Source organism: Parafilimonas terrae, from assembly GCF_900115755.1.
GTDB lineage: Bacteria > Bacteroidota > Bacteroidia > Chitinophagales > Chitinophagaceae > Parafilimonas > Parafilimonas terrae.
Genome location: NZ_FOXQ01000004.1, coordinates 200831 through 219946, shown reverse-complemented (window position 1 = coordinate 219946; position 19116 = coordinate 200831). Strand labels below are relative to the sequence as shown.

General features: G+C 40.1%; 11 protein-coding genes. 3 read left to right on the top strand and 8 right to left on the bottom strand.

Annotated elements, in window-relative coordinates:
- Positions 1–186: 186 nt before the first annotated feature.
- From BM015_RS08930 to BM015_RS08920, 3 genes are read right to left on the bottom strand one after another with little or no spacing between them, the layout of a single operon-like run.
- Positions 187–1632 (bottom strand): Gfo/Idh/MocA family protein, encoded by a 1446-nt coding sequence (locus BM015_RS08930; RefSeq protein ID WP_090657466.1) that lies wholly within the window; start codon positions 1630–1632, stop codon positions 187–189.
- Positions 1633–1650: 18 nt separating this feature from the next.
- Positions 1651–2478 carry a ThuA domain-containing protein gene (locus BM015_RS08925; RefSeq protein WP_090657464.1) on the bottom strand — a complete coding sequence of 276 codons (828 nt, stop codon included), beginning with the start codon at positions 2476–2478 and terminating at the stop codon, positions 1651–1653.
- Positions 2479–2526: 48 nt separating this feature from the next.
- Positions 2527–3780, bottom strand: a complete 1254-nt coding sequence (locus tag BM015_RS08920) for a DUF6807 domain-containing protein (RefSeq protein ID WP_090657462.1) — start codon at positions 3778–3780, stop codon at positions 2527–2529.
- A 375-nt stretch (positions 3781–4155) separates the two neighbouring features.
- On the opposite strand from BM015_RS08920, the gene BM015_RS08915 reads away from it, so the two are divergent.
- The gene (locus tag BM015_RS08915; protein WP_090657460.1) at positions 4156–5211 is read left to right on the top strand and encodes a LacI family DNA-binding transcriptional regulator; all 1056 of its coding nucleotides are present in this window, start codon (positions 4156–4158) and stop codon (positions 5209–5211) included.
- A gap of 10 nt (positions 5212–5221) precedes the next feature.
- Here BM015_RS08915 and BM015_RS08910 read toward each other — a convergent pair whose 3' ends face one another.
- The 4 genes from BM015_RS08910 to BM015_RS08890 all read right to left on the bottom strand — a co-directional run bounded on the left by BM015_RS08910 (position 5222) and on the right by BM015_RS08890 (position 13237).
- On the bottom strand, positions 5222–6316 hold the full coding sequence (locus BM015_RS08910) for a metallophosphoesterase (RefSeq protein ID WP_090657458.1): 1095 nt from the start codon (positions 6314–6316) through the stop codon (positions 5222–5224).
- 493 nt (positions 6317–6809) lie between these two features.
- Positions 6810–8969, bottom strand: coding sequence for an outer membrane protein assembly factor BamB family protein (locus BM015_RS08900; RefSeq protein ID WP_090657454.1), 2160 nt, complete (start codon positions 8967–8969; stop codon positions 6810–6812).
- 168 nt (positions 8970–9137) lie between these two features.
- Complete coding sequence (locus tag BM015_RS08895; protein WP_090657452.1) at positions 9138–10430, bottom strand: sugar MFS transporter; 1293 nt, start codon at positions 10428–10430, stop codon at positions 9138–9140.
- A gap of 182 nt (positions 10431–10612) precedes the next feature.
- Positions 10613–13237 carry a glycoside hydrolase family 2 protein gene (locus BM015_RS08890; RefSeq protein WP_090657450.1) on the bottom strand — a complete coding sequence of 875 codons (2625 nt, stop codon included), beginning with the start codon at positions 13235–13237 and terminating at the stop codon, positions 10613–10615.
- A gap of 260 nt (positions 13238–13497) precedes the next feature.
- Between BM015_RS08890 and BM015_RS08885 the strand changes: the two genes are divergently transcribed.
- The gene (locus BM015_RS08885) at positions 13498–14601 is read left to right on the top strand and encodes an SGNH/GDSL hydrolase family protein (RefSeq protein WP_090657448.1); all 1104 of its coding nucleotides are present in this window, start codon (positions 13498–13500) and stop codon (positions 14599–14601) included.
- Between the two features lie 21 nt (positions 14602–14622).
- Here BM015_RS08885 and BM015_RS08880 read toward each other — a convergent pair whose 3' ends face one another.
- Entirely contained in the window at positions 14623–17547 is a 2925-nt protein-coding gene (locus BM015_RS08880) for an outer membrane beta-barrel protein (RefSeq protein ID WP_090657446.1), read from the bottom strand.
- 507 nt (positions 17548–18054) lie between these two features.
- On the opposite strand from BM015_RS08880, the gene BM015_RS08875 reads away from it, so the two are divergent.
- Entirely contained in the window at positions 18055–19113 is a 1059-nt protein-coding gene (locus BM015_RS08875) for a class I fructose-bisphosphate aldolase (RefSeq protein WP_090657672.1), read from the top strand.
- Positions 19114–19116 lie beyond the last annotated feature (3 nt).

The following is a 19116-nucleotide window of genomic DNA, read 5'->3' as shown; positions in this document are numbered from 1 at the left end:
TATGGCCTTCGCGAACCTCCTTCGTCGGTTTAAACACATCCGTGCACACGCCTTGATTAAACTTTTGTACTAATGATTTTTCAGCAGATGAACCTTGATATTTGAGTTCAGGCACCATAAATAAATTTTAAATCTCAGGTTTATTTATTATTTGTTATTTCACCAACAGGAATATTGATAAGTTTTTTATTTTGAAACGAGTGTTCTTACATCATATTCTTTATTGATCTGGTAAGGCCAGCGCTGGCTGCGCATGAGCATGAAGTTGGCTTCATCATCATTTTTAAACATTTCTTTTTCGGCATCCCAATACAATTTTCTCTTCAACTGGAAAACAATATCATTCAATAAGCAAACGGTGCATGCGCGATGGCCTACTTCAATTGGTGCTATATTTATTTCCCTTGTCCTTATGCTGTTCAGCCAGTTGCCATGATGGTCTGTACTGTCAATTAAATGAATTTCATTGGGGCCTATTTCTGACGTAAGAATTTTTGGATCGCTTGCATCCAGTGCTTTGGAGTTTTTGGCGTTGGAAGCAGGGTCACTTGCCGTTACGGAATAATTGCCGCGGGTAACAAATATCCATCCCTTATCGCCAACGAATTTTACACCATTGGGATATTCATTACTTGCCAGCACTTTTACCGTATCGCCATTTACATTAAAAATGGTTTCTGTTTTAAAGTTGCCATGCACATCCCACAAAGCATCGGCAGGCGGCCAGTCTGCCGTACCTGATATTTCAACCGGGCCTGTATGTTCAGTTCCCAGTCCCCAGTTCACAATATCAAAATGATGGGCGCCCCAGCCGGTTATCATGCCTGCGCCAAACTGCCTGCAGCGCAGCCAGCCCGGCCTTGAAAACGTGCCATCCTGCGGATGCACGAGCTTTTCAGTGTATGGAACATACGGCGTGGAGCCCAGCCATTTTTCATAGTTAAGATTGGGCGGTATGGGCATTTCATGCTCAACTGTGCTTTGTTTAGGATCATCAACCGGCAATCCCACATAAACCGTATGTACTTTTCCAATGCGGCCATTGCGCACCAGCTCGCATGCTTTTTTAAACTGCGGCATGGAACGTTGCTGGCTGCCTATTTGAAATATAGCACCTGCTTTTGTAGCAGCATCACTCAATATTCTTCCTTCGGCAATGGAAAGCGATGCCGGTTTTTCCATATACACATCTTTGCCTGCGCGCACGGCGGTTATTGCAGGAATCACATGCCAGTGATCGGGTGTGCAGATAAGTACGGCATCAATATCTTTATTGGCAATAAGGTCTTCAAAATTTTCATAGCCTTTTGTGCCGGTATAAGATGAGCCGTTCTTTTTTGTATAAAAATCGTCCACAAACTGCTGCGCTTTTTTCAGGCGGTTGCTGTCAAGGTCGCACACCGCAATCATCTTTGCGTTGTCATGCTTCATAACGCCCGGCATATCCCATTCCCTTCCAATACGGCCTGTGCCTATTACACCAATATTGATAAGATTGGATGGCGCATTTTTACCTAAAACCCTTGCCGGAACAATAGTGGGAAAGCCGCTTAACAAAGCTGCGCCACCGGCCCCTTTTAAACTGGTTTTAATAAAATTTCTCCTGGAAGCAGATGATTGATCTTTTTGCATGATAATGATATTTATTAGTTAATATGGCAGTGGATCGTTTGGTGTTTTTGCATGTGCTTTTGAATAATCCAATGGTTTTTGTTTGCTTAAAACCCATTGCAAACCACCCATAATATGTTTGCGGAATTCAGGTTCTTTATATGTTGTACTGTCGTGGCCTAAAGAAGTGTACCATTCCCTTCCGCCATCAAATTCATGGCACCATACTGAAGGAAATGTATTGCCATATATAACAGGCTTGCCTTTATCATCAACTGTTGAAAGGTCGTGCACCATTAAAACATGTATGTCGGGATTTATTTCTTTTGTATAATAACATTCGTCATCGCGCTTCCAGGTATCCGGAAGAAATGAAGTGGAAGGATTGTTATGATCGATAACAATTTCTGTAAACGGCTGGTGTTTTGCATGGCGTTCAAACGTGCCGCCCACAAGCCTTTTGAACCAGGGCCAGTTTCTTTCAGTCCCCGTTACAGAATGAATACCAACAAAACCACCGCCTGCTTGTATGTAATGCATCAGTGCAAGTTTCTGCGCATCATTATCAAACACATCATTATTAGTGCTTGTAAAAACAAGCGCATTGTATTGCTTTAAATTATCATCATTAAATTTTGCAGGGTCGTCTGATACATCAACGGCAAAACCATTTTGTGCGCCTAATTCCTGTATGCATCTTGCGGCAGCAGCAATATTGTCGTGCACATAACCTTTACCATTTTTTGTGTAAACAAAAACTTTTACTTTCTTCCAGCTAACATTATTTGCCGCTGTTTGCTGCTGTGTCTTGCAGGCGCATAATGTTGTTATAATAAACAGGAAGCTTAGCGTAATAAATTTTCTCATGTACAAACCATTGTTAAGTTAAACGTGAACTGACTACCGGCAACCCACTTATTTATTTTTTTGTATGCTGATGACCGGCGGTTGTGCAAAAGCCTTCCATATAGCTTCAGCTTCTTTAGCTGTTATAGTGCCATCATAAACCAGCATCCTGTATTTTAAAACATTGTTTTTTCCCGGCATTAAAACCCAGCTTTTATTTCGCGTGGGGCTAAAGCTGAAAAACACATCACCTCTGCCATTCATATTTTCAGGCCATACGCGCATTGGTTCCGGGAAATTATAATTGGAAGGATAGCTCATAAACTCAATGCCTGAATGGCCGCTTTGCATATCGCCATCAACGGTGCACCAGCGTGCTGTGGATGCATCTGCATCTTTTCTTGTTTTACCTTCTGATGTAAGCACTTTGCTGTTTTGATTGTTCCAGTCCGGTGCAGCGCGGAAACCAAAACCTCCATAGCGATATTCTTCCAGTGTTATTGTGTCCTCTTCTGCATTATTCAGCGTTGAAGTAAAATCAACCAGCCAAACATGCCCGCCGGTATTATATACACGCACATCCCATACTTCATTCATAGCAATAGATTCATCGCCCTGTTGCGGAATATTAAAAGCCACATGATTTTGTAAAGCCTTGAAACCTGCATACACAGCGCCTGCGTCTTTATTAATAAAACCGGCAAACCGCACCGTGCCTTTTTTATCGCCGAGGTTCCAGAAGTCAACTTCTTTTCCTTTGTATAAAACATGCGTCCACGGGTTCCAGATGCCCACATGATGATAATGATCTTTTGGATTGACCTGCGTAAGCACATTGCCTGCGGGAGACCATAACGGATGTATGAAGCCGCTGCGTTTAAATGCTGTATCAACACCTGCGGGCGGATAATGTGTGCGGTAATTATATTGTAAAACGTTTTTGTTATATGCTTTTATAATGAGTGCAGAATCGTCTTGCAGCTGCAAAGGATATTGCTGTGGCTTCCTGTTTTTTTCTATCGATAAGGTGAAAGTTCTTTTGGAAGCAACCGGCTGTGGTGTAAGCATCCACCATAAAAAGCGGTGATAATTTTGTTCTACCTGGCAGGGAACTTCAACCGCACCATTTTTACTTACTTCTTTTAACACAAGCACCGAATCGTTTTGCGGTGTTATATTGTCAAGGTCAATATATACAGGAACGGCAACCGTTGCAGGCTGCGCATTCACTGTTAGTGTTGCAACTACCTGGCAGCTTACATTAAAGCTGCTGAATAATGTGATGATGACAAGAAATAAAGTACAGGTGGGAACCTTTTTCATTGACTTAAAGCAAATCGTTTGACAGAATGTGTTGAAACAAAAGTAGGGCGTTGAGGATGGGGAAACAATAGCATGATTTTTGGAAAAATTATTGTTAATGTTGCAAACGTTTCCGGAAACGTTTGCAATAAATTTTGTTTAAGATTCTTTTATAAAATTTTGAAAACAATTATTAATACACATCTTTTGATGTATATTGTTTAATGGATTTAGGTATTTCATGTAAACAAATTGCCTGAACGGATTGCAGGGAAAATTGAAATCAAAGTAAGACGGGAAAATCAGTTACTGCATGTCCCGTTATAAAATCAAAGTAGACTTGATATTTTTTCAGCAAACAATTTTAGGTGCCTTAATTAAATTACAGTAGCGGTTATGAATCCACTTCATGATATAACGATAAAAGATATTGCCCAGCGCTTAAATGTGTCGGTGTCAACTGTGTCGCGGGCATTGAGGGGCAGTACTGATATTAAAAAGGAAACAAGGGAGCTGATATTGCAGGTGGCCGACGAACTGAATTACAGGCCAAACCCCATTGCATTATCATTAAAAGATAAAAAAACAAAAGTGATTGGTGTAATGGTGCAGGAGATAGCTAATAACTATTGCTCTGCTACCATTGCGGGCATTGAAGACTATGCCAATAAGATGGGTTACCAGGTGCTCATTTCCCAAAGCCATGAAAAGTATGATGTGGAAGTAACCAACCTTCACCTGCTGGCATCGAGGAGAGTGGACGGCATAATCATCACCTTATCCAACGAAACAAAAAATGCTGCGCATTTGCAGGACCTGATTGATAAGGGCATACCCGTGGTTATGTTTGACAGGGTTTGTGAATACCTGCCTTCGCATAAAGTAATTGTGGATGATTGTGAAGGCTCTTACAATGCCACAGAACATCTTATACAGCAGGGTTACAAGCGCATTGCCCATCTTACTATTTCACCCAGCCTTGCTATAACGCAGCGCCGCCTGAAAGGTTATAAAGATGCGCTGAAAGCATACGGCATCAAAACAAAAAAAGAATGGATAATACATTGCGATTTTGATCCCGGGCACATGGAAAAAGATGTGCGTAATTTATTATTGGGCCCGTACAAACCAGATGCAATTTTCAGTTCCGTGGAGCGCTTATCGATGGTATGCCTGAAAGTGATGAAGCAATTAAATTTAAAAGTCCCCGACGATGTCGCTATCGCCGGTTTTTCAGATAACCCCGTCAGCGGTTTCTTAAGCCCGGCGCTCACTTCCGTTGCACAGCCCACCTTTGAAATCGGGCAGCATGCTGCCGCTTTACTAATCAGCCAGATTGAAACAAAAGAAAAACCAAAAGAATATACAACGGTGCAACTTAAAACCAGGCTGGATATACGTGAATCTTCGCTGGCGAAAAAGCAAATGCCTGCTGATGCTTTGCAGGAATAATAACAACGTGTTAAGGCAACAGGTCTTCCAGCTCACCCAGGTTAATGTCTTCGAGTACTTCTCTTTTGGGAGGATTGGTTTTCGATTGCCATTTTATTAAACGGATACAACCACCGGCAATTTCTATTCCCGTTATATCACCGTCATCAAAACAACAACAACCTGTGTTAAAATAAGAAGGGATGATTTTGGAAAGATCGGGTGCTGTTGGATTTACAGGTTTCGCTTTGGCTATTTCATCTTCAACAGCTTTTACAGTATCGGCATCTTCATTCTTCTGCGCTTCGGCAAGTTTTACATACAATCTTTCCAGGTGTGTGAGCGACATGAATACAGGTTGATGCGTATGGCCTGTTATTAATAGTACATTTTTTTCAACACTGCTCCATTCATACATGATGGTATTGTGCAGAGATTTCAACTGATCATTAAAAGCCGGTGTATTAGGATTAATATCCAGCAAACCCTGCAGTGGCCCCCAAACATTCGCTACAAAAAATTTACTGAAAGCATTGCCATCGCTTTGTAAATCGCCCTGGTGGCCGTGTGTAAGATAAATTTGGAAAGGGCGGTTGTTTAAAGTTGTAGTAAGAATACATCCTTCATATACAGGAATTTTTTTGCCATAAATACTTTCCAGTTGCACCCATGCAAGCGGATCGTTTGCCCAATACAAATCATGATTGCCGAATATTTTTATCAACCTTTTTTGCTGAACAAATAGTTTCTCTTTTTCAAATGAAAGTTTGTTGTGTTTCTTTACCTGGAAAATATTATTCTCCCATAATTCCTCTCCATCTCCGAGATTAATGAACGTAAAACCTTCTTTGAAATAATAATCCAATGCAGCAACATAGGCCGGCTCGCAAACGGCAAAATCATCCGCTTTATTTTTGGCGCCTTTGTGCTGATCGGAGAATATGATTATTTTTTGTGAAGCCGTGTTGAAAGGGATTATCAGCCCTTTCTTTTTATCGCCGCTCAGAATTTTTGAATGCAGTTCCGTAAGCGAATTAAACACTCTTTCTTTATCAGGCCGTGAAGAAAATTTTTCCGCCAGGCGTAAAACAGGTTTGCGAAAGAGTTTGATGAGCAATTTCTTCATGCTGCATAAAAATAGGTTACAGATTGCAGAAGGCTTTAAAAAACCGGAACTATAAAGGGAAGTTTTTAAGAAACCAATTTGTGCTTTTAACTTTTACGGGTTGGATGCGGAATGAAAGTAATTTTCTATCGTCACTTATAATAAAAGCACAGTTATTCTGAATTGCGAGATCAAAAAGATAATTATCCTTTGGATCCGGACTTATTCTGTAAACCGCATTTTCTGCAACCTGATGGTATATTTGTTGCAATAGTTTTATTAACCCGGGGCTTGCTTTTCCTTCATCCATTTATTAATAATAAGGGCGTTAAAGATTTCTGAGAATAAGTATTGGTTAGCAACCGGAACAAATTTGTGCTTGAACAAGCATAAAGCTATTGGTGCAATACATTAGCATCAATAATAATCAAATTCATTCAGCGGGGGGATTATATCTTTTATCCTCAATCACTAAAAAATGATTGATGACGTTTACAGTAACCCTTTAACAATACTACCTGCCCGGCAGTTTAAAAGCAATATATGCATCGCCGGAAATTGTATTAAGCTTCCCGCCACCGCAGGCAATTACAATATATTGATCGCCGTCAATTTCATAAGTGGCAGGCGTGGCGAATGCAGGCGCAGGCAATTTATATTCCCATAATAATTTGCCGGTGCGTTTATTAAATGCACGTAAATGCCCATCCCGTGTTGCGGCAATAAATAGCAAACCGCCTTTTGTAATTACAGAGCCGCCATAATTTTCAGAACCTGTGTGAATGCCTTTTGCGGCGTAATACGGGTGATCGCCCAGTGTATCGCGCCAAACATATTCACCGGTATTAAGGTCAATTGCATTTAAAGTGCCAAACGGCGGCGCAATGGCAGGCAAGCCTTCTTTTGTTACAAACCAGTTGTAACCGGTAATGGCATAAGGCATCTTTAAATAAGGATCTTCTTTTTTTGTTGTATCAATAAATTTCTTTTGCTGTATCGAATGTATATCCAGTATGTAAGCAGCAATGGCTTGTTTTTCCGCTTCTGATAATTGCGTAAAAGCAGGCATCATTCTTCTGCCGGCTGACACAAGATCATGCAGTTGTGCTGCCGTATATTTTTTATTGATATTGATGAGCGAAGGATAGTTGCCGCTGCCCTGTCTTTCAGCGCCATGGCAGGTCATGCAATTTGTTTTATACAACCGTTCACCTGCATTAAGCACTGTTTCATTTTTTGATGCATCATCTTTCAGGTCAACAATCGTTAATATGCTTATTTGTTCATTGGCGTTCACGTATAAAATGCCTGTTTCAGGATCATAGGAAGGGCCGCCCCATTCTCCACCACCGTCGAGGCCGGGCGCTACTATCGTTCCGCGTTTTGAAAGTGGCTGAAACATATTGCCTTTGTCATAACTTTCGAATTGTTTCTTTACTGCCGCATATGAACTATCCGGCAATAAAGTATTCAAATCATTCTCTGTTATGTTTTGCCTTGAAAAGGGTGCAGGCTTAACCACATAAGGTTGTGTTGGTGAAAGATATTCGCCTTCTAGTTCTGTGTTTTGCGGCACAGGCCTTTCTTCCACAGGATAAATGGGCTTGCCTGTTTCACGGTCGAGCACAAACACAAAAGCTGTTTTGGTAGTAAAGGCAATGGCATCAATTTTCTTTCCATCTTTATTGATGGTTACCAATGCGGGTGGAGAAGAAAGATCATGATCCCATGTATCGTGATGTATGGTTTGAAAATGCCAGATGCGTTTGCCTGTTAAAGCATCCAATGCGAGCATGCTGTTGGCAAACAAATTATCACCGCGCCTTTTACCGCCATAAAAATCAAAGGAAGCAGAACCTGTTGGTGCAAAAACGATTCCCCGCTTTTCATCCAATGTAAAACCGCTCCATACGTTGGCGCCGCCAATATGTTTGTAGGCGGCAGTGTCTTCCCAGGTATCATAACCAAATTCGCCGGGTTGCGGTATGGTATGAAATACCCAGCGTAATTTGCCTGTTCTCACATCAAAAGCGCGGATGTGGCCGGGCGCTGCATTGGCGCCTTCATCCACACGGCTGCCCATTATAATTACATCTTTATAAACAACGCCGGGTGAAGTAGCCGTAATAAATTTATCGCTTACATCACGATCAAGACCGGTGTGCAGATCAAGTTTTCCATTATTTCCAAATGAAGCAACAGGTTTTCCATCCGCTGCATTAATGCAATACAGATCGGTGCCTGCAGTATAAAAAATGCGTTTGTCATCGCCTTCATTCCAATACGTAACACCGCGGCAATTATTTAAAATAAAGAATGATCTTTTATTGGCGCTAAATGAATCGAAAGGATTGAATACCCATTTCTGTTTGCCGGTTGCAGCATCAAGGGCAAATAATTTCATTAATGGCGAAGTGCCGTATAAAACACCATTAACCATTATTGGGTTGCATTGTATCTGCGAATGATTTGCTGTATCCACATCGCCGGTATTGTACGTCCACACAGGTTGCAGTTGTTGTACATTGTTTGTATCAATCTGCGTTAAAGAAGAGTAATGATTATTGTCGCTATTACCGCCATACATCTTCCATCCATTATAATTATCAGTTGAAGAAGTGCAGGCATAAAAGAAATACAAACAAAATAAAAAGGAGAGCAATCGTTTAAACATGCGTGTTAATCAGTTTTGTATTGAGCGACAAATTAAAGTTTTAATAGCTGTTTTAAAATTATTGTTTCGTGGCATGTTAAAATAAGAATGAACCAGTTGTAAGTGCTTAATGGTTTCACGGTTCAAAATATAAACCACAAAGGTTTTATTGTTGCGATAATATAAATTTTATTTCACTCTTTTACCAATTTTATTTCCTGCAACAGCGTAGTATAAAATGAAAAGATAACAAGGCACCATTATCCAGAATGCTTTTTGCAGGCCAACATGCTCGCCAATGATAGCCCATAATTTTGGAAGAATGGCGCCGCCTGCAATACCTACAATTAATAATGCTGAACCGGTTTTAATATGCTTGCCCAGGCCATCAATTGCCAGCGGCCACAATGCAGGCCAAACAGGTGCATTGGCAAAACCAAGCAATACAATAAATGTGATGGATGTATAGCCCGAAGTAAAGATGGCGCCCAATGAAAAAATAATACCTAATATGGCTGCAATGCGCAATGATTTTTCCTGGCTGATGTATTTTGGAATTAATGCTATGCCCAGCAAATAAGAAACAAGCATGGCAATCATGGTGTAGGTTGTAAAATGCTTTGCAATGTCAAGCGGTATATTTATTTCTTTGCCATAAACCTGTATAATGTCGCCGGCCATTACTTCAACGCCTACATATAAAAACAACGCAATAAAACCCAGGAAAAGATAAGTGTATGAAAAGATGGAACGCGTGCCTTTTGCATTTGTTGTTTCATCTTCTTCTGCCTGGATGTTAGGCAAGGAAGACAGCCGTACCATAATGGCAAGCAGCACCAAAACAATTGCCAGCACTATATACGGCATTATTACCTGTGATGCGAGCTGGTCTAACCTGGCTGCTTTATCTGCCGGGTTAAGCGTGGCAAGATTGGCTTCAAAACCATTCATGTCTTTTAATAAAATAGCCCCCATGATTAATGGGGCTAATGCGCCTGCGCCTTTATTACAAATGCCCATTATACTCATGCGTTTGGCGGCGCTTTCTATCGGGCCAAGAATAGTGATGTAAGGATTAGATGCCGTTTGCAATAAGGCTAATCCAATACCAATTACAAACAAGCCTGTAAGAAATAACCCAAACGTACGTTGCTGTGCTGCAGGAATAAATATTAATGCGCCGATTGCCATTACGATAAGGCCATACATCATGCCGTTTTTAAACCCTACTTTATTGATTACCCATGATGATGGAAAGGCCATTACGGCATAAGAAATATAAAACGCAAATGTTACCCAAACAGCCTGTGATGTATTGAGCTCACATGCAATTTGCAGGTAAGGAATTAAGGTACTGTTTACCCATGTTACAAAACCAAAAATGAAAAACAGGATGCCAATAATAAAGATGGATTTTGATGTGCCTGATTGCGGCTTTGCCGCTATTTCAATTGGCTGTGCATATTCTTCTGTCTGCTGCATGTTGTGTATTGGTTTTAGTAATGTAAATAGTCGAAATACTTTATGAAAATGAAATGTATTTTATGCCTTTTCAAATTTAACCTGCCAGCGGCAATGATAAGTAAACAAACGTTTGCGTTTATTGCGCCGGCAAACAAACCCTAACGGTCTCACGCCTGATGCATCCGGCCCTGTTACAATCTTTAATTTATTTTATACTCATGGTTTCCTGTATTCCAGCCCTCTATTTCAATGGCAGCTTCTGATGGCATATTATTGCAATCAATAATAATTGTTTTTGATTCACCCGGTAAAACAGAAATATAATTATCGCTGTAAAACGTTGGCAATATCCTTTCTTTTGTTTTGCTGTTGAGTAATGATACACGGTTAAAAAACGCAACCGGTTTATCGGCAGGATTACTTAAGATAAGTTGAATTTGACTGTTGCTGACTTTTGTTGCTTTTATATTCAAATCTGTTGAAGCAATATTTTGCAGGCCTGAATAATTACCTGTTGAATCAGGCAGCCAGTATAAATTATCGCTGATGGGCTGTTGCTGTAAATTCAATAAACGCAACACAAGAAAAACGCCTTGTTTTGCTGATGATCTTCTCAAAGCGCCCGCCACTGAAAGATATTTTTTTACAGTAGTTGGCCCTATTTCAGAAAACACTTGTGTTATTCTTCTTTGTTTTCCATCCATACCAACCAATAAAACCTGCAGCATCATGTCGTGGTGCGCCTCGAATGTATTGTTCACAACCATTACAGAACTGTCAACCGGGTTAAACATAATATGCAAAGCTTCGCCGGCTGTATGCAAACCATATAAACAGGCATTGGGGTCAAGATAATAATCATACATCTGGCCGCGCATGGCCGTCCAGGGATTTTGCGTTTTCCATATAATAACCCCGGTGTACCAATCCCAGGCATGCGCAGAAAAACCTTCAATCAACCCGCGGTATTGATCATAATTAATCAACTGTGCCTTGTTTGCAAAATCCGCGGCATCTTTTGCGCCGCCATAAGCATCCAGTGTTTTATTATAGCCAATGTATTTATGGTATTGCCAGACAGAATCAACTTTATATTTTCCGTTTTCATAAACAGGCGGAATTAAATTTTCCTGCGGAATAAAACGCCTGAGCGAAGTATAATCACTTAAACCAACAGAACCAACTTCTGAATTAAACGGATATGTTCGTTCGCCCCAGAATGTTTTTATATTTTGAATGCCATAAGGGCCATCGCCGTTGCCACCAAGAAAATTATAACTCATGCTGTCTGAATTGGAGTAATCAATAAACCAGCGCGTGCCATCAAGCAGCGGCATTAATGAATCTTTCAGTGCATGAAAAATATCTTCAGGTAATGTTATCTCGTTGCCGCCGCACCATATAGCCAGTGAAGGATGATTGCGTATAAGTTTGACCTGGTCAGCAGCAGATTCAATAAATAAATGATGATCGTCGGGATAATTTCTTCTTGTCCATTGATCGTCTTTTTTCTTCGGGTCAACCCAGCGGCCATTGCAATCGCCGCTGCCCCAGAAGCCCTGCATCACCAGCAGGCCGTATTTATCACAGGCTGTGTAAAATTCAGGACGCTCTGTAATAGCGCCACCCCAAATTCTGATGAGGTTTAAATTCATATCACGATGAAAGCGGACTTCTGCATCATAACGTTCATCAGAAAAGCGCAGCATGGCATCGGAGATAATCCAGTTGCCACCTTTTATAAATATCTTTTGCCCGTTCACGGCCACCTCTTTACTGCGTGTAACATTATTCCAGTAGGTGGTTATTTCGCGAATGCCGATGGTGGATGAATCAACATCACTTAACACATTACCAATTGTAAATTTTAAATTCAGCGGATATAAATTTTGCGGCCCGTACGTATTCGGCCACCATAATTTTGGGTTTTGTAATGATAAATCTTTTAACTGAACGGCTTTAGTTGATTGTGCAGGCACTGTAATATTTTCAGTAATAGTATTACCATCTAACTCATAACTTAAAACGCCTGAAACTGTTGCTGCTGTTGGATTGTATAACTCCGTTGAAACATGAATGATGGCCGGTTGCTGCGCTCCTTCCACTTTTCTTATGCCGGGCACCTCTGTAATAATATGTGTATTTTGAATTTTTACCTGTTGCGTTTTTTCTATTAATACTTTATCCCAAATACCGGTATTGCGGTCGCGAATGGGTTGAATCCAGTCCCAGCCCGCCACATATTGATGCGTTACATTTTTTGCAATGGTTCCATCGCCGCCCTGGCCGCCATTGGCATTGCCCACAACATCAGGCGGATAAACAATTACAGCCAGCCTGTTTTTACCATTTTTATTTAAGTAAGATGTGATATTGTATTCCTGGCTTAAAAACATGCCTTTATGTAATGTTTTGTTTAATTGATGGCCATTCAGAAAAACATTGCAACTATAATTAATGCCGCGTAATTTTAAATACACCTGTTCCGTTGCTGAAGCTGTTTCATTAAAATCTTTTACAAACCAATAGGTATAATAAGCAGCGCCAACATTGTATATGTCCGGTATCTTTTCGTTATTCATTCCATAGAACGGATCGGGCACTTCTTTATTATTCAACATTGCAGTTAATACAGTTCCGGGAACAGTTGCGGTTTTCCATTTGCTGAGGTTATAACCGTAAGAAGAAATAATACTGCCATTTTCTTTAACGGATGAAGCTTTTATGCATTTCCAGCCATCATTCAATTCGTAAACGGACTGCGCTTTCGGTTCAAAAAATAGTACTGCAGCAAGCAGAAGGATAAACAGTAATTTTTTACGCATAATGAGTATAAAGATTTTAAGCAGAATAAATTGCTTTGTAGTAATAAATAGCCAACCTGTACCCGGAGCCAATATACTTTACAAATTCATCTTTAAGCATTAAAGTTTACAGGCATCATTAGAAACTGTTTTGAAAGGAATATTTGCCACAGATGTACAGATTTTTATTTGTACATCTGCGGCAATTTGGTTTAATATAAACAAAAGAGATCCCTGCTGACTGTTTAATATTTATATTCACCCATTCAAATTCTTACCGCATGAAACCAGAAACTTTGTACCTGCTGTTCATTATCATATTATTTACTATTCATTCTCCATCGCATTCAAACAATACTCCTGTAAAAAAAGAATTAGCCGCAAGTGAATTAAAGCCTTACGGGCGGTCATTCTTAAATGCAGAAAATAACCTTGAACTGATAAGTTCAGCCGTTCATTTTGGTTTTAGTTTTACCGGAGAATCCTGCACCATTGATGCTTTTATTAATAATGCAGATGGCCATAATTATTTGCAATATGAATTAGACGGTGTGTATCAAAAGCGGCTAAAAGTAGAAGGCAATAAAGTTCAACCTATAACCATTAATGCGGGTAATGATGGCAAGCATACAGTGTGGGTATATAAAGCTACTGAAGCAGCAACAGGCCCCATCATCATACAAAAAATTACAGCCGATAATATTAAAGCGATTAAGTCATCCAATGAACCTTTAATAGAATTTATTGGCAACAGCATTACCTGTGGCGCCGCCGCCGATACTGCTGAAGTTAAATGCGGGCAAGGCGTTTACCATGATCAGCATAATGCTTATTATGCTTACGGGCCAAGGGTTGCCAGGGCCCTGCATGCAAATTATATTTTGAGCAGCGTTAGCGGCATTGGCATTTACCGTACCTGGAATATGGATGCGCCATCTATGCCGCTTGTGTATGAAAAGCAAAGCCTGCAAACAGGTGATACGATGCATTGGGATTTTTCAAAATATTCACCCAAAATTGTAAGCATTGCATTGGGCACAAACGACCTTAGCAAAGGTGACGGCGTGCATGAACGAAAACCTTTTGACAGCGCTGTTTTTGTAAAAGATTATACGGCTTTTGTGCAATTGGTGAAATCGAAATATCCTAAAGCCATCATTGCTTTATTAAGCAGCCCGATGGTAAATGGTGATAACAGAACACTATTGCAAAATTGTTTAACCGCTATAAAAAGTAACGTGGATGCATTATATCCAAAAGATAAGGCCGTGCAGTTATTCTTCTTTCAGCCTATGCAGGCGCATGGCTGTGCCGGCCATCCAAGTGTGGAAGAGCATGCCGTGCTTGCGAATGAATTATTTCCTTTCTTTAAAAAATTATTATAGCATTTTATAAAGCTGCTGCTATTATGAAGGCTCGCCGGGAGGAGGCCCACCGCCGCCCGGAGGAGGGCCGCCGCCATCAGGAGGTGGCGGCGGCATATTGCCATCGCGCCTGAAATCAGGCAACCTTCTTTGTTCTTGCTGTTGCCCCTTTGAAAAATTGCGAAGGTTATAAGTAAATGTAAGCATGAAATAACGGGTAAGCACTTTTGTTTGCACATCGCGTATATAAGTAGGCTCAACTGTTCTTGTTATGCTTTGATTCTGATTTAATAAATCATATACGCTGAAACGTAATTCACCAGCTTTGCCTTTTAAAAACTGTTTTGCAAACGAAGCGTTCCATAAAGGCACCGCGGTATTATATCCATCAGACCTGCCGCTGTAAGCTGTATAATTAAAATCACTTTCCAATATCCAGCCCGAAGTGGTATAATAAGTAGCACCTACACTTAAATTCTGTGAAAAATAATTATCGCTCTGATCTGACTGAAATGAATAACGCACTATATTATATGTTGGCGTTGCAGAAAAATTCATATCGAAATTTTTCTTCAGGTTGGTGGTGAATTTTACTGTTTCGCCAATTGTATAATTGTTTGTATAGTTTATAGTATTGTTTATGATACTGGCATCTTTTGAGTTAGTAAAATTCGTTGTGAAGTTCAAATTAGATTTTGGTTTTTTTAACTGAAAACCATAATTGAAAAATGCTGAAATATTATAGGCGCCGCTAAGGTTGGTATATGTAACCGTATCAATTCCATTCTTTCTTTTAACTGCTTCCACAATATCGTTAGTTGTGAAACTTGCATTTATAGTTGCAAAAATGTTATGAAAATTATTTTCATCGCTGCTGAAATTGTTACCGCGGTTAAAGCTGAAGTTATTATATAAGGCTCTGAATGAATGTGTGAATGATTGTTTCAGGTTTGGATTACCAATTTCTACATTTAAAGGATCACTGTTATCAATCACAGGCTGCAGTTGCATAGCATTTGGTTGGCTTGTTCTGCCGGAATAATTGAACCGCAGGTTGGATGTCCTGCTAAACCTGTAAGTAAGATTGGCTGTAGGATACAGGTTAGTATAATGCTGTGTAAGATTAATGTCTTTTGTGTTATTAATGCTGGTAAGATTGCCAAACTGTATGCCATTGCCCACACTGAAATTTATTTTCTCTGTTTGAAAACGGTAGTTTAATGTAACCCTGTTTGATGAATACGTGTTTTCATAATTATTGGTGAGCAGCGAATCGATAGTGGTAAACTTTTCAGTAGCGCTGTCATAATCGTAAGTTACCTTATCGGAAGTGTTTTTATTATAACTGTAATTATAATTTAATTCAACGAGCGATTTTTTACCGATAGGTTCTGTGTAAGATGCCGTTGCACTTATTCCCTGCGCTTTTGTTGATGAAACATAATGCTGGTTAATGGTGTAAGATGAATCAATGCCGCTGTTATAGTAATCTGTAAGCGAATAATTATTACCATTGGCATCGTTTGTATTTCCGGAGCCTGTTAAACCCAGCGAAAAAGTTCTGCCTTTTGTTTTAAAGCGGTGCCTGAACAATGCATCAATACTGCCGTTATAACCTTTATTATTACTAAGGGAAGTTGCATCTGCATTATTTAATAAGCCCGCTTTTCCCTGCGTGGTAGTTGTTTTCGTAATGCTGTTATTGTTTGTTTCCTGGTAAGAAATGTTAGGCCGTATAATCATTGAGTTTAACGAATCAAACTGTGTTTCAATATTAAAATTCAGGCGTTGATTTACGTTTCTCCTGGATGAAGATTGTGCCTGGTTATTAAACAAGGAAGAATCATTTGTAACAAAATTTTCTGTCTGGCTGTTTTGTTCTTTTTCAGTAAGCAGGTTATTGTAAAAATAGCTGCCATACACTTCGGTATTCTTTCCCCAAACATCACGGTAATTTAAACCTGCAGCGCTTGTGGTTATCAGGCCATTATTATTGCTGTTGGCATTAAGGCTTTGCAGTTGCTGCATTTGCCCGCCACCTCTCCTGGAACCACCTCCGCCACCACGAAATCCTCCTCCGCCACCCCTGGAGCCACCTCTGCCGGAAGACCCGAAAATATCCTGCGGTGTAAAGTTTTGTTTGTTTGTATTATTCAACTGGCCAATAAAACTTATCTGCTGATCGCCTTTAAACATGCTGTAATTTGCTGCCACATTATACAAGCCTTTATCGCCGGCGCCAGCAACAAACTTTCCGAAGCTGCCGGAATTTTTTTTGGTAACGATATTAATCGTTTTCACACGGTTGCCATCATCAAAACCGGTAAACTGGCTTTGATCGTTCTGGTCGTCAAACACCTGTATTTTATCAATTACATCACTGGGTAAATTTTGCGTTGCCGTACGCGGATCATCACCAAAAAAACGCTTGCCATTTACCAGCACGCGCTGCACCGATTCGCCCTGCGCTTTTATATTACCATCTTTGTCCACGTCCACACCAGGCAATTTTTTCAAAAGGTCTTCTGCAGTTGCATTGGGCTTTGTGGCAAAAGCATTGGCAGCGAATTCAAACGTGTCTTTTTTTATGATGATAGGAGGCGTTTCCACCACCACTTCAGCCAGTTCATGTGCATGTGGCTGCATATAAATGATGCCGGCATTAAGTGTTGCATTTATACTGTCAATGGTAAAATTGGTTAAACGCGGTTCATAACTGCTGAACGTAACTTTTAATATATAATCACCGGTGGGAATATTGGTTATTAAAAAGCTCCCGTCTTCTTTAGACAGGGATTCTTTAAATGAAGAAGAGTCGCTGTGTAAAATACTTACGGTTGCATTTCTCAGCGCCTGGTGTTCAGTGCTATCCCTTAAAACACCTTTTATTGAGCCGGGAATGCCCTGGCTGAATGAAGCAGCAGCAGTAAACAGGAAAATAACTATGAATAGAATTTTATACCTCATGCTAAAGTTTAACTCCTTCAATTAAGGATACAAACTTTGCACTAATGTTTAACAGCCTGAAAATAAATTCGATTAAAACGGGAAATGTTGCGGCGAAAGCAACTATTTAAAAACTGTATTTATTAAAACCGCCTGCATTCATATGAACCTGTCCTTCCCTGAAATTTTCAAATATTGTTTTTTGAAGCCATCTTTTGTTTAGAAAAAATTATACCCTTTATAATAGCAGGTACTGTAGCCTGCACTTAGGATAAGTTACTGTATCTGTATCTAATGACTGTTGTACGGCATTTTCTTTTTTGCAACTAAAAAGAAAATAACAACTAAAAGAAGTGTTAGGATTTTTTTCATGATGTAACAGAATTAACTGTTAAGGAATTATATCACAATAGGCAATGCGTCAATAAAATATTGCATACATAAATAAAATTCATTAAAAAATTTACTGCCTATATTTGCACCCCGAAAACCGATTGTTTATATATATTATTAATGCAAAAAATTGTTATGGCAAATTCCAAAGTTAGCGAACTGCTTGGCGATAAAGCCGAATACCTGTTAGATTATTCGAGCCCGGCAATAGATAAATCCACACTGCATTTACCAGGCCCGGATCATTTAGACAGAGTATGGAAAGAAAGCAACCGCAGCAACCGTGTTTTAGGCAGCATGCAGCAATTACTTGGTCATGGTCGCCTTGCCAATACAGGTTATTGCAATATATTTCCTGTTGACCAGGGCATTGAGCACAGCGCCGGCGCATCTTTCGCTATCAATCCAATATATTTCGATCCTGAAAATATCATTAAACTGGCCATAGAGGCAGGCTGTAATGCCGTTGCTTCCACGTATGGCGTACTGGGAATTATGAGCCGCAAGTATGCCCATAAAATTCCTTTCATTGTAAAAATTAATCACAACGAATTTTTAAGCCTGCCTAATACTTACGACCAGACTTTATTTGGTTCCGTAAAAGATGCATGGAATATGGGCGCTGTGGGCATTGGCGCTACCATTTATTGGGGAAGCGCAGAAAGCCGTAAACAGTTAAAAGAAATTTCTGAGGCATTTGAATATGCGCACGAACTGGGCATGTTAACTATTCTCTGGTGTTACACAAGAAATAATGGTTTTAAAGTTGATGGTGTTGACTATCATACTTCAGCCGATTTAACCGGCCAGGCAAACCATTTGGGTGTAACCATACAGGCAGATATCATCAAGCAAAAATTACCTACCAATAACGGCGGTTATCTTGCAACAAAACATGGTAAAACAAGCCCGCTGGTTTATTCAAAATTAACCACAGACCATCCGATTGACCTTTGCCGCTACCAGGTTTTAAATTGTTATGCCGGTAGGGTAGGACTGATTAACTCCGGTGGTGAAAGCAAGGGCGCATCAGATATGGCAGATGCAGTGGCAACGGCTGTTATTAATAAACGCGCCGGCGGTATGGGCTTAATCCTTGGCCGTAAAGCATTCCAGCGCCCAATGAATGAAGGCGTTGAAATGCTTGGAAAAATAATGGATGTTTATACAGATGAAGGCATTACAATTGCTTAATTG

Excerpts from the sequence above, each read along its gene's own strand:
- BM015_RS08930 (WP_090657466.1), bottom strand. The coding sequence starts at position 1,632 with ATGCAAAAAGATCAATCATCTGCTTCCAGGAGAAATTTTATTAAAACC.
- BM015_RS08925 (WP_090657464.1), bottom strand. The coding sequence starts at position 2,478 with ATGAGAAAATTTATTACGCTAAGCTTCCTGTTTATTATAACAACATTA.
- BM015_RS08920 (WP_090657462.1), bottom strand. The coding sequence starts at position 3,780 with ATGAAAAAGGTTCCCACCTGTACTTTATTTCTTGTCATCATCACATTA.
- BM015_RS08915 (WP_090657460.1), top strand. The coding sequence starts at position 4,156 with ATGAATCCACTTCATGATATAACGATAAAAGATATTGCCCAGCGCTTA.
- BM015_RS08910 (WP_090657458.1), bottom strand. The coding sequence starts at position 6,316 with ATGAAGAAATTGCTCATCAAACTCTTTCGCAAACCTGTTTTACGCCTG.
- BM015_RS08900 (WP_090657454.1), bottom strand. The coding sequence starts at position 8,969 with ATGTTTAAACGATTGCTCTCCTTTTTATTTTGTTTGTATTTCTTTTAT.
- BM015_RS08895 (WP_090657452.1), bottom strand. The coding sequence starts at position 10,430 with ATGCAGCAGACAGAAGAATATGCACAGCCAATTGAAATAGCGGCAAAG.
- BM015_RS08890 (WP_090657450.1), bottom strand. The coding sequence starts at position 13,237 with ATGCGTAAAAAATTACTGTTTATCCTTCTGCTTGCTGCAGTACTATTT.
- BM015_RS08885 (WP_090657448.1), top strand. The coding sequence starts at position 13,498 with ATGAAACCAGAAACTTTGTACCTGCTGTTCATTATCATATTATTTACT.
- BM015_RS08880 (WP_090657446.1), bottom strand. The coding sequence starts at position 17,547 with ATGAGGTATAAAATTCTATTCATAGTTATTTTCCTGTTTACTGCTGCT.
- BM015_RS08875 (WP_090657672.1), top strand. The coding sequence starts at position 18,055 with ATGGCAAATTCCAAAGTTAGCGAACTGCTTGGCGATAAAGCCGAATAC.